Source organism: Draconibacterium sp. (assembly GCF_041583095.1).
Lineage (GTDB): Bacteria > Bacteroidota > Bacteroidia > Bacteroidales > Prolixibacteraceae > Draconibacterium.
The window spans coordinates 1-11339 of sequence record NZ_JBFHGM010000171.1 but is presented as its reverse complement, the minus strand read 5'-3'; the positions used below and the strand labels follow the sequence as shown (position 1 = coordinate 11339).

The 11339-nt window shown below is 43.4% G+C and carries 9 protein-coding genes; 2 read left to right on the top strand and 7 right to left on the bottom strand.

Annotated elements, in window-relative coordinates; all coding sequences use genetic code 11:
* The first annotated feature begins 203 nt into the window (after nucleotides 1-203).
* Nucleotides 204-1151 carry a TIGR01212 family radical SAM protein gene (locus tag ABZB17_RS15175; protein WP_372651241.1) on the top strand — a complete coding sequence of 316 codons (948 nt, stop codon included), beginning with the start codon at nucleotides 204-206 and terminating at the stop codon, nucleotides 1149-1151.
* Between the two features lie 80 nt (nucleotides 1152-1231).
* Here ABZB17_RS15175 and ABZB17_RS15170 read toward each other — a convergent pair whose 3' ends face one another.
* Both ABZB17_RS15170 and ABZB17_RS15165 read right to left on the bottom strand, forming a co-directional pair.
* On the bottom strand, nucleotides 1232-1987 hold the full coding sequence (locus ABZB17_RS15170) for a DUF4197 domain-containing protein (RefSeq protein WP_372651239.1): 756 nt from the start codon (nucleotides 1985-1987) through the stop codon (nucleotides 1232-1234).
* Complete coding sequence (locus ABZB17_RS15165; protein ID WP_372651237.1) at nucleotides 1984-3843, bottom strand: YgiQ family radical SAM protein; 1860 nt, start codon at nucleotides 3841-3843, stop codon at nucleotides 1984-1986. The genes ABZB17_RS15170 and ABZB17_RS15165 overlap by 4 nt, the downstream gene beginning before the upstream one ends.
* Nucleotides 3844-4068: 225 nt before the next feature.
* Between ABZB17_RS15165 and ABZB17_RS15160 the strand changes: the two genes are divergently transcribed.
* Nucleotides 4069-5853, top strand: a complete 1785-nt coding sequence (locus tag ABZB17_RS15160) for a GNAT family N-acyltransferase (protein WP_372651235.1) — start codon at nucleotides 4069-4071, stop codon at nucleotides 5851-5853.
* 146 nt (nucleotides 5854-5999) lie between these two features.
* On the opposite strand, the gene ABZB17_RS15155 is transcribed toward ABZB17_RS15160, so the two are convergent.
* The 5 genes from ABZB17_RS15155 to ABZB17_RS15135 form a co-directional block, all read right to left on the bottom strand.
* Nucleotides 6000-7907, bottom strand: a complete 1908-nt coding sequence (locus ABZB17_RS15155) for a pyruvate carboxylase subunit B (RefSeq protein WP_372651234.1) — start codon at nucleotides 7905-7907, stop codon at nucleotides 6000-6002.
* Nucleotides 7908-7949: 42 nt separating this feature from the next.
* Entirely contained in the window at nucleotides 7950-8138 is a 189-nt protein-coding gene (locus ABZB17_RS15150; RefSeq protein ID WP_372651232.1) for a hypothetical protein, read from the bottom strand.
* Nucleotides 8139-8149: 11 nt separating this feature from the next.
* Entirely contained in the window at nucleotides 8150-9706 is a 1557-nt protein-coding gene (locus tag ABZB17_RS15145) for an acyl-CoA carboxylase subunit beta (RefSeq protein ID WP_372651230.1), read from the bottom strand.
* Nucleotides 9707-10157: 451 nt separating this feature from the next.
* Nucleotides 10158-10355 carry a YwbE family protein gene (locus tag ABZB17_RS15140; protein ID WP_372651227.1) on the bottom strand — a complete coding sequence of 66 codons (198 nt, stop codon included), beginning with the start codon at nucleotides 10353-10355 and terminating at the stop codon, nucleotides 10158-10160.
* A 71-nt stretch (nucleotides 10356-10426) separates the two neighbouring features.
* The coding region (locus ABZB17_RS15135; protein ID WP_372651225.1) for an ABC-F family ATP-binding cassette domain-containing protein at nucleotides 10427-11339 on the bottom strand (913 nt) is incomplete at its 5' end.

Sequence of the window (11339 nt, the reverse complement as noted above, 5' to 3'; positions counted from 1 at the left end):
CTTAGAGAGAGCGGGAAGCTCCGTGTGGGCGAGGAGATCACCCGCCCGAACTTAGGTTTTATGATAATGTAGGGTGAAGATCAAAAGCAGCCTTGGCTCGGAAATGCCTTCCTCGTGCTTCGTCTTTGCTTTAATGCAAAGATGAAGGCCTCCGGCAGGAGATTCACAATTTTACGTACTTTTGCAATTTCAAATAAACGGGGATGCAAAACGGAACATACAGCTGGGGACACGACAGACGATACAACGATTTTCCAACTTATTTCAGAGTGTTTTTTTCGGAGCGGGTGCAAAAGGTGTCTATTGATGCCGGCTTTACCTGCCCCAACCGCGACGGGACAAAAGGTACCGGCGGATGCGCCTATTGTAACAACAAAACATTTAAACCCACCTATTGCAACCTGGAGAATAGTGTGACCAGCCAGGTAGAAAAGGGCATTGCTTTTTTTGCCAGGAAATATAAGTCGATGCGGTATTTGGCCTACTTTCAGGCCTACACAAATACTTACGCTCCTATTGATGATTTAAAACGTTTATATGAAGAAGCGCTGGAACATCCGAAAGTGGTTGGACTGGTAATTTCAACGCGCCCCGATTGTATCTATCCTGATTTGCTGGATTACCTGGCCGAGCTCAGCAAAGAAGTGTATGTAATGGTTGAGTTGGGGGTGGAGTCGCACCTCGACAGAACCCTGGACAGCATTAACCGGGGACACAGCTTTGCCGAAGCTGAATGGGCAATTAAAGAAACTGCAAAACGGGGCATTAACAATTGTGCGCATATGATTCTTGGATTGCCGGGCGAAACTCGTGATGAATTGCTCGATCAGGCAAAAACGATATCGAAACTGCCGGTGAAAAACCTAAAGTTGCACCAGTTGCAAATTCACAAAAAAACGTTGCTGGAAAAGCAGTTTCAGGAGAATCCGGAGAATTTCGACCTGTATACTGCCGACGAATACATTGATCTGGTTATCGATTACCTGGAGCTTTTGAATCCGGCAATCATTGTTGAACGTTTTATCAGTCAGGCGCCACCCGAAATGCTGATCGCCCCAAAATGGGGATTAAAGAATTTTGAGTTTGTAGCCAAAGTTGAAAAACGTTTAAAAGAGCGCGATACCTGGCAAGGAAAACTATTTGAAAAATAAAGCCCCGAAAAATTAATTCCGGGGCAGTACTATTCTGATTTTAGAATGATCTGTCGATAAGAAAAAGTTAAGCCGGTCGTTTAGCTGTCAACCGAGCCAAATACTTTTTTTAGCAAACTGCTTACACGTGCTGCCGGATCTTCCCTGATCAGTTTTTCTTCACCGGCAATCTTCAAAAATACACCGTCGAGTGCTTTGGCAGTCAGATAGTCTTCCAGTTGTGTGTCAACCTTTTCCAGACCCGCAGTTTGCCCCAGAAAAGAACCGGCAACCTGGTTCCATTTACCTACCAGGGTGTCCCAGCTTTCTTTGGTCGATACACCGCCAACCAGTTCCTTCTCCACCGAAGATTTTATTTTGGGACGGTAAAGGGCAAAAAGCTGATCGTAAGTTGTTTTGTGTAAATAGGCCGTAGCGGCGTTGTCGTTGCCTTTTAAAATTCCAACGGCATCGTTAAATGTCATGCTTTTTATGCTGTTCACAAAAATAGGAGCGGCTTCTTTTGCAGCGTCTTCAGCAGCACGGTTAATATGCAGCAACACATCATCCAGTAATTTTTGTCCACCGGGTACTTTCCCTACATTATCTACAATCATATCTGCTTCGGGTGGGAGCAAAATTTTTACCAGATCGTCTTTGTAATAACCATCTTGTGCACCTAAAATCCTTACCGAGTTGTTGGTGCCTGTTACAAGCGCTTCTTTTAATCCTGCAATAATTTCGTTTTGGGTCAAAGGCGCATCGCCTTCCAGGGTTTGCTGGGCAATTTGCATTACTTCGGCGCAGCCCGATAGAACGATAGCTACTGCCAGTGTTAACATTCTGATTATTTTCATTTAGTGTCGTTATTTTGTTTTTTACTGAAAAGCTGTTTAACCAAATCTTCGCGGCCTTTTGCTTTTAGGTCGCGGATAATTTTATTTCGAAATTCCTTTTTATACCAGAAAAAGAACTGGCGTTGTTGTTCTTTGGCGTTTTTGTTTCGGGCCGTATAAATTTGCTCCATGGTGTACGGATGATACCCCGAATAATAAACCACAGTAGCCAGCGTCATCGGTGTAGGTGTAAAATCCTGCACCTGCTCGAGCTTGAAATTCATGTCTTTAGTCTGGATCGCCAGGTTGGCCATATCTTCCGATTTACTGCCGGGGTGGCTCGAAATAAAATACGGAATCAGCTGCTGATTCAGCTTTTCTTCCTTGTTTATTTTTATAAACTCCTGGTTTAGTTCTTCAAACAGTTTAAACGAAGGTTTTCGCATAAATTTCAGCACTTCGTCCGACGAGTGTTCCGGAGCTACTTTTAGTCTTCCCGAAACATGATGTTTGATAACTTCACGTAAATACTCCCGATTGGTTTCGTTTACCGCTTCATCATTGGTTTTCTCCAATATCATATCGTACCGGATGCCGCTCCCGATGAATGCCTTTTTTACTTTTGGATTGCTTCGGACTTTTCTGTAAAGATCAAGCATCCCTTTATGGCTAACATCAAGGTTTTTACAAACCGATGGGAAGATACACGACGGGCGTTTACATTTTCTGCAAATCTCCTCGTGAATACCTTTCATTTTGTACATGTTGGCCGACGGGCCACCCAAATCGGAAATGTACCCTTTAAAATCGGGCATTTCGGTTACTTTCTCCACTTCTCGCAGAACAGATTTCTCGGAACGGCTGGCAATAAATTTTCCCTGGTGTGCCGAAATGGTACAAAAGGTACAACCTCCAAAACATCCACGGTGAATGTTAATGGAGTGCCGGATCATCTCATATGCAGGAATAACTCCTTTGTTATTGTAACGCGGGTGCGGCAAACGAGTGTAAGGCAAATCGTAAATACGGTCGATCTCTTTTTCCTTAAAAGTTGGCCACGGCGGATTAACCACTACTTTTTTATCGCCGATTCGCTGCACCAGCTTTTTGGCCTCCATCTTGTTCGATTCCTCCTCGATGTGCATAAAATTGCGGGCATACTCTTTCTTTTCCTGCAAACAGGTATCGTGCGAGGCCAGCTCCAGCTCATCCCAGTTTTTCTTGGTAGCATAGGCTTCATCAGCATCAACCATAAAAACAGTTTGCGGAATGGTGGTCAGCGATTCAACAGGAATTCCACGTTTCACCAGGCGCGCAAAATCAACAATCGATTTTTCGCCCATTCCATAGAACAGCAAGTCGGCTTGTGTATCGGCCAAAATCGAAGGCATTAAACGATCCGACCAGTAGTCGTAATGCGTTAAACGACGCAACGAGGCCTCAATTCCTCCGATTACCAGCGGTACATCGGGATACAGTTCTTTTAATATTTTCGAGTAAGTAATGGTGGCGTAATCAGGACGTTTTCCAATTTGCCCCCCGGGCGTGTACGCGTCGTTCGAGCGTTTGCGTTTCCCGGCGGTGTAGTGGTTTACCATCGAGTCCATATTTCCTCCCGTAACAGCAAAAAACAGGTTCGGTCTTCCCAGCTTTTTAAAGTCGCGTAAATCATCGGTCCAATTGGGTTGCGGAACAATTCCTACACGCAATCCTTCGGCTTCCAGAACCCGGCCAATAACGGCTGCACCAAACGATGGATGGTCAATATAGGCATCGCCTGTAAATAAAATTACATCCAGCTCCTCCCAGCCCAATTGTTTTACTTCCTTCTTCGATGTTGGGAGCCAGTCTGTAATATGTAGTTTGTTTTCTGTCATTTATCTAATTTGTAACCTTATAACAAATAAAGTTCAAATATGATTAAAAAATATTTCCCGGCGGTTAAATTGCTGGTTTTAGCCGCAAAAGGGCAACCTTAAAATAATTGTATAGTATTAATAAGGTAACGATGTTAATTCAAAAATCGTTTTATTTTTGTAAGGAGCTGAGTTCATCTTTAAAACAACTCAGGTAGACGGCGTACTAGACCTTAAAAGCAATAAATGGAATTACCAGAGCCAAAAGATTTGTTCAAAGACCAAATCCCTGCACCTGCCAACGGCGATTATTTCGCCAAGTTCCTGATGTTTATTCTTCGTTTTAAAAAGCTGGATAAAATTTATGAGCAGATAATAGATAAGCGAGGTGTGGATTTTATCGACGAGCTGATAAAAATGCTGGAGTTCGACATTGAGTTTGACGAAGAACAGCTAAAAAAAATACCTAAAGAAGGACCGCTGATTATTGTAGCCAACCACCCGCTTGGAGGTTTCGATGGCTTGTTACTGATAAAATACCTGTCGCTGGTGCGCAACGATGTTAAAGTGCTGGCCAATTATTTGTTGAAAAAGATAGATGCTGTTTCGGAGTATTTTATGGACGACAACCCCTTTGATGATTCGGAACAAGGAAATTATAACGGACTAAAAGAAGCCGTTACTCATTTGAATGCCGGGGGAGTGCTTTGTCTTTTTCCGGCCATTGACGTACACACCAAAGATACTTTTGGTGGCGTAACCGACAAAGTTTGGCAGTTTCCGGTGGTGAATTTTATTAAAATGGCTCGTGTTCCTGTTGTTCCGGTACTTTTTCAGGGAACCAACAGTCGTTTGTTGCACCTGGTGGCTAAAATCAATCCCTCGTTAAAAAGTGCGCGGTTACCATCGGAGATTTTGCGGAAAAAGCATAAGAAAATAAAACTGCGAATTGGCAGTCCTGTTAAAGTTGATGAGCAGGATACTTACAAAGATGTGCATCAGCTTGGGCGGTTTCTGCGTGCCAAAACATATAGTATGGAATCGGATATAGAGGTGCGGCGCTTTTTTAATTATGCGCTGAAAGCCAATGTAAAACCCGATGTCATTATTGACCCGGTTCCGTTGGCAAAGATTCAGAAAGAAATTCAGCTGATAAAATCGAAGCACACACTGTTTACGCTAAAAAATTATACAGCGTATTGTGCACCGTCGTCGCTGATCCCGAATATATTGAATGAAATCGGTCGTTTGCGCGAAATAACTTTCCGCGAAGTAGGCGAGGGCACCAACCGCAGCATTGATATCGACGAATATGATTTGTACTACAACCAGATGTTTATCTGGGATGAAGATGAGCATCGGATTGTTGGGGCCTATCGACTGGGAAAAGGTAAAGATATTATGGAACAACTGGGCCGGCGGGGCTTTTACCTGCATTCGCTGTTTCGCATCTCCGAAAATTTTAAACCCATTCTGAAAGAGAGTATTGAGTTGGGGCGCTCGTTTGTAATTAAGGAATACCAGCGCAAACCCATGCCATTGTTTTTGTTGTGGAAAGGTATTTTGTATTTCCTGCTTAAGAACCCGGAATACCGTTACCTGATTGGGCCGGTGAGTATCAGCAATAATTATTCGAAAGTGTCGAAAGACCTGATCATTAAGTTTATTATGAAGAACCATTTGAACTGGAAAATGGCTCAGCATATTAAACCGCGCAACAGCTACAAATTTAAAAGCGATAATGCGGATCTGAATCTGCTAATGGAAAACGTGGAGCACGATATTAACCGGCTCGACAAAACCATTGGCGATTTGGATGAACAGAACTCAGGACTTCCGGTGTTGCTGAAAAAGTACATTAAACTGAATGCTGAGATAATTGGGTTTAATGTGGATCCGAAATTCAATAATTGCTTGGACGGGTTGATTGTTTTGGATGTGTATGATGTTCCGAAAAAAACGATCGAATCGTTATCAAAAGAAGCCAACGACGGATCAATTCTGGATCGTTTTTACGGAAGCCGGGAGTAGTAGAGTTTAGCTAGCCATGCCTGGGCTACTTTTAAATACCGCTGCGGATTTCTTCCGCCTGTAATTCAGTGGTTTAGTTTTAAAAGAAAAGGCAAGCCCTTTCGGAACCTGCCTTTAAACTGTATAATAATGTTGTTGAAAGGTGCTTATTCAAGCGGCTCAATAACCATAACCACGTCTCCTTTTATAACAGAGTCTCCTTGGTCGAACTTAATTTCTGTTACTGTACCGTTTACTGCGGCATCAAGGTTATTCATCATTTTCATTGCTTCCAGCACAACTACCGTTTCGCCAATGACAACTTTGTCTCCAACTTTTTTCTTGTTTTCCACAATCATGCCCGGTATTGGAGCGGTTATGTTTCCTTCCGCTTCAATATCTTTTGTGCCACCGCCTTTTGCTCTGCGCAAGCGTTGTGGTGCGGCTGCTGCGTTAGGATCGTTAATTTCAACGGTAAACACTTCGCCATCTACCTTAACTTCCAATTCGCGTGTTGCGCCTCCTTTGCTTTTTGCGGTAAGATCGCCTGACAGTGCTTTTCGAATTAATTCTTCTTCCTTTTCTACCTGTGCCATGGTTTTGGCTTTAAATTCGGTAGGTACTTCCTCCAGGCCGTATTTCCATTTCAGGAAACGTTTACCGGTTACGGGGTATAAAGCGCATAACACCTCGTCGTCAATATCTTTTGCAAGATTGGCAAAGTCTGCTTTTACCTTGTCCATTTCGGGCTCAAGAATTGCTCCCGGGCGCTCGGTTATTGGTTGTTCGCCACGCGGATAATCTTTTAATGCTTTTGCCTGCACTTTAGGATTGATCGGCAGGGTTGTCTTTCCGTACAAGCCAAAGCAAAGGTCTTTTACCTCTTTGGTTATCTTGGCATATTCTCCTTCGTACGAATCAAAAAGGACATTGTTAACGGTTTGCACCCCTACAATTTGAGAGGTAGGAGTAACCAGCGGAATGTTTCCGAGGTCTTTACGCACTTTTGGCAATAAGCGGAATACTTCGGGCAATTTGTCGAGCGCGTCCATTGCTTTTAGTTGGTTTACCAGGTTCGAAAGCATGCCTCCCGGTGTTTGATGTAGCAGAACATTAATATCAGTAGTGGCATATTTGGGATTGTTGTCGAGGTGCCTGTATTTCGGAATGTATTTTTCCATTTCGTCGGCAATTGCCGTAATCCGGTTAATGTCCATGCCCGAATCGCGGTTGGTACCCAGCAACGACATGATAATAGGCTCAACGGCAGCATGAGAGGTGCGGTAAGCATAAGGGCCAATGCAGGTATCAACAATATCTACACCGGCTTCAATGGCTTTAAAGATAGCCAGATCGCCCATACCCGATGTAAAGTGGGTATGAAGATTTAATGGGATATCGGTTACTTTTTTAATTTCGCGAACCAGGTTGTAGATGTCGTAAGGGGCAATTAAGCCGGCCATGTCTTTTATACAAATTGAATCTACACCAAATTCAACCAGTTCATTCACCTTGTTCAGGTAGTACTCCATGTTGTACACATCGCCGCCCAAACGAGGTTGGTTTAAGGTGTAACAAACCACTCCCTGAAAGTGCTTGCCATTGTCTTTAATTACCTTGGCTGCGGTTTCAAAGTTGCGGTAGTCATTAAGTGCATCAAAACAACGGAAGATGTCCATTCCGTTATCGATTGCACGTTGAATAAAGGCTATAACCACATCATCGGCATAGTTGCGGTAACCTACCACATTCTGTCCGCGCAGCAGCATCGAGAATGGCGTTTTGGGCATGTGTTTCTTTAATGTGCGCAGGCGTTCCCACGGGTCTTCAGCAAGAAAGCGGTGCATGGTATCGAAGGTGGCACCTCCCCAGGTTTCAACAGCGTTGTAGCCGGCGTCATCAATCATTTCGGCTACCGGAAGCATATCTTCGGTGCGTCCGCGCGTTGCAAACAACGACTGGTGCCCGTCGCGCAAACTTACATCGTTAATTTTTATCGGATTGGTTGCTTTGCTTCTGTCGGGCCCAAATTCAAGCTTCGACATTTCCAAAACTCCATGTTTATCGTAATTCATCTCTTTGTTTCTTTTTCGGTTAATTGTAGTTGTAGAAAAAAACTATGCACGTTTTCGCAATACACGGCCTCGGCGTTGAACCATGATGCGGTTGTCCATTATTAGTTCTTTGCCCGAACTTACCCAGGCACTGTAGTCTTTCTCCTCAGTTTTGTTTTTAGCTGCTTCCTGTTCCAGGTAGTAGGCAACGGCAATCATAGCAGCTCTTTTCTTTTTTTCTCGTGCTGTCATAGTTGAAAATTTTATAGTGGGATGTTTCCGTGTTTTTTCGGTGGTAAAATCTCAGTTTTGGTCGACATTACTTCCAGTGCATCAATTAAACGCATCCTGGTTTCACTTGGAAGGATAACATCGTCGATGTACCCTCGTTTTGCTGCTAAATAAGGAATGTTAAAAGCATTTTCGTATTCCTGTATTTTTGCTTGGGTCATTTCGGCTTTGTTTTCGGCTTCGGTAATCTGTTTCCGGTAAGTAGAAATTACCTCAACAGCACCTTTGGCTCCCATAACTGCAATTTCGGCTGATGGCCATGCAAAAACCAAATCGGCTCCGAGTGGTTTGGAACACATGGCCAGGTAGGCTCCACCGTAATCTTTGCGCGTTACCACGGTAAATTTTGGAACAGTGGCCTCGGCATACGACCACAGCAATTTGGCGCCATGGCGGATAATTCCGTCCCATTCCTGCTGAACTCCGGGAAGGTAACCCGGTACATCCACAAAGGTTATCATTGGAATATTAAAGGCATCGCAGGTGCGTACAAACCGGCTGATTTTGTCCGAAGCATCAATGTCGAGGCATCCGGCCTGAATCATTGGCTGGTTGGCAATAATACCTACCGACCGGTTGTTGAGGTGCCCAAAACCAACAATGGCATTTTCGGCGTAATGTTCGTGCACCTGCATAAATTCGCCATTATCAAGTACCGATTCGATAATGCTTATCATATTGTATGGTACTTTCGAATCGTCAGGAATAATGCTGTCCAGCTCTTCGCACAAGCGGGCCGGGTTGTCGCCCATTGGTACTTTTGGTGCTTCTTCGAGGTTATTGTTGGGTAAAAATTCCAGTAATTCTTTTATCGCTTCAATGGTGTCTTCGTCGCTTTCGCAGGCAAAATGCGCATTTCCGCTTTTGGCATTGTGAACCATGGCACCCCCCAGTTCTTCGAATGTGGTTTCTTCGCCGGTTACGGTTTTAATTACATAAGGGCTGGTAATAAACATGTGGCTTTGTTTTTTCACCATAAAAACAAAATCGGTCATTGCCGGAGAATACACGGCACCACCGGCACATGGGCCCATAATGGCAGAAATTTGAGGAATTACCCCCGATGCGCGCGAGTTGCGCATAAAAATTTCACCATATCCTTTCAGTGCATCAACACCTTCTTCAACACGGGCACCTCCGGAGTCGTTCAGGCCAACCACCGGAGCTCCGGCTTTAACCGCCAGGTCCATAACCTTGCAAATTTTTGCTGCATGCATTTCGCCCAGCGAACCGCCACGCGAAGTAAAATCCTGTGAGTAGGCAAAAACCGGTCTTCCGTGCACCAGGCCGTGGCCAACAATAACTCCATCTGAAGGAATATCAACCTTATCAAGGCCAAAGTTTACTGAGCGGTGTTCAACAAACATGTCTATTTCTCTGAAACTGTTTTCATCAAAAAGCAGATTCAAACGTTCACGAGCAGTTAGTTTTCCTTTCTCGTGTTGTTTCTCAACGCGCTTTTCTCCACCCATTTTCTGGATCTCTTCGCGTTTCTTTTTCAGTAGTTCTATTTTTTCTGATACTTTCATTTTCAAGTACTGTGCAAAACCATTAATACTGTCAATTCTGATGCAAAAATAATTTCAAACACAATACCATTTGTATGATTTTGGGCAGAAACGACTGTTAATAGCGAAAAAATTCTTTATATAGAAGTATTCTACATAGTAGAAATTTTTTTAGTTGATAAATGGAAGGGTGTAAGTGGTTGAAGAATAGAGTTTAGTATTGGGTTTTGTGTGGTTGTTATAACGGTGTTGTTTCGTATTAATAGAGAAAAATATCTTTAATAAATTTGTGTTAACAAAGTTTCGGTACTATAAAAGGCTGATATGCAAGTGTTTGCGGGGATGGATTTGAAATATTGATTTTGAGGGCAGTTTGGCTTCGGATTTTCAACTGAAAATCAAGTGTTTGTAATAATCTATAAGTAATAGTTTTGTCGGGAGATTAACGACTAAGCTCCCGACAAAAAAAGAATCAGTTTGAAAGGATTGTTTTTACACGGCCCACCTCGCCACTGGTTAACATTACTTTAATACCATGGGGGTGAATGGCTGATTTCGTTAAGATTTTTTCCACAATACCACAGGTGAGTTCTCCTGATTGCTGGTGTTCTTTTTTTACAACGGCTACGTTTGAGCCCGTTTTGATGTTTTTGCGTTGCTGATTATTCATGTCCTAATTTTTATGATTAATGCTTTGCACTAGCCAGGTATATTTATCGGTATTTTCAGCTGTAAATAGCTCTATTTCGCGTAAAGTTTTTCGCGCAGTGCATGAATTTTATCGTCCTCAATATATTCGTCGTATGGCATTAGTTTGTCGATAATACCGTTAGGCGTTAATTCGATAATGCGGTTACACACCGATGAGATAAACTCGTGGTCGTGCGACGACATAAACACGTTTCCGGGGTATTTAATCAGGTTGTTGTTAAAGGCCTGAATCGATTCCAGATCGAGGTGGTTGGTTGGTGTATCCAAAATCAGCACGTTAGCGTTAAGCAACTGCATTTTGGCAATCATACAACGCATTTTCTCACCTCCCGAAAGTACATTTACCTTTTTGTAGATCTCTTCGCCGGCAAACAACATTCGTCCCAAATAACCGCGAATATAAATTTCGGTAGTGTCGGTAGTGTACTGACACAACCAGTCGAACAAGGTTAAGTCGCTATCGAAAAACTCCGAGTTGTCTAAAGGAAGGTATGCTGATGTAATGGTTTGTCCCCACTGGTAAGTTCCCGAGTCGGCTTCACGGTTTCCGTTAATGATCTCGAAAAAGGCTGTCATTGCACGGTGGTCGCGCGACAGGAACACAATCTTCTCACCTTTTTGAGCCGTAAATTCCACGTCTTTAAAAAGTGTGGTTCCATCAATGCTGGCACTCAGGTTTTCCACTTCCAGAATACGGTCGCCGGCCTCACGCTCGGGATTAAAAATAATTCCCGGGTATTTACGTGTCGATGGCTGAATATCATCCACATTCAGTTTCTCCAGCATTTTCTTACGGCTGGTAGTTTGTTTCGATTTAGCCACGTTAGCGCTAAAACGCGAAATAAACTCCTGCAGTTCTTTCTTCTTCTCCTCGGCTTTTTTGTTTTGAGCCTGCTGCTGACGAAGAGCCAGCTGACTACTCTGGTACCAGAAACTGTAGTTT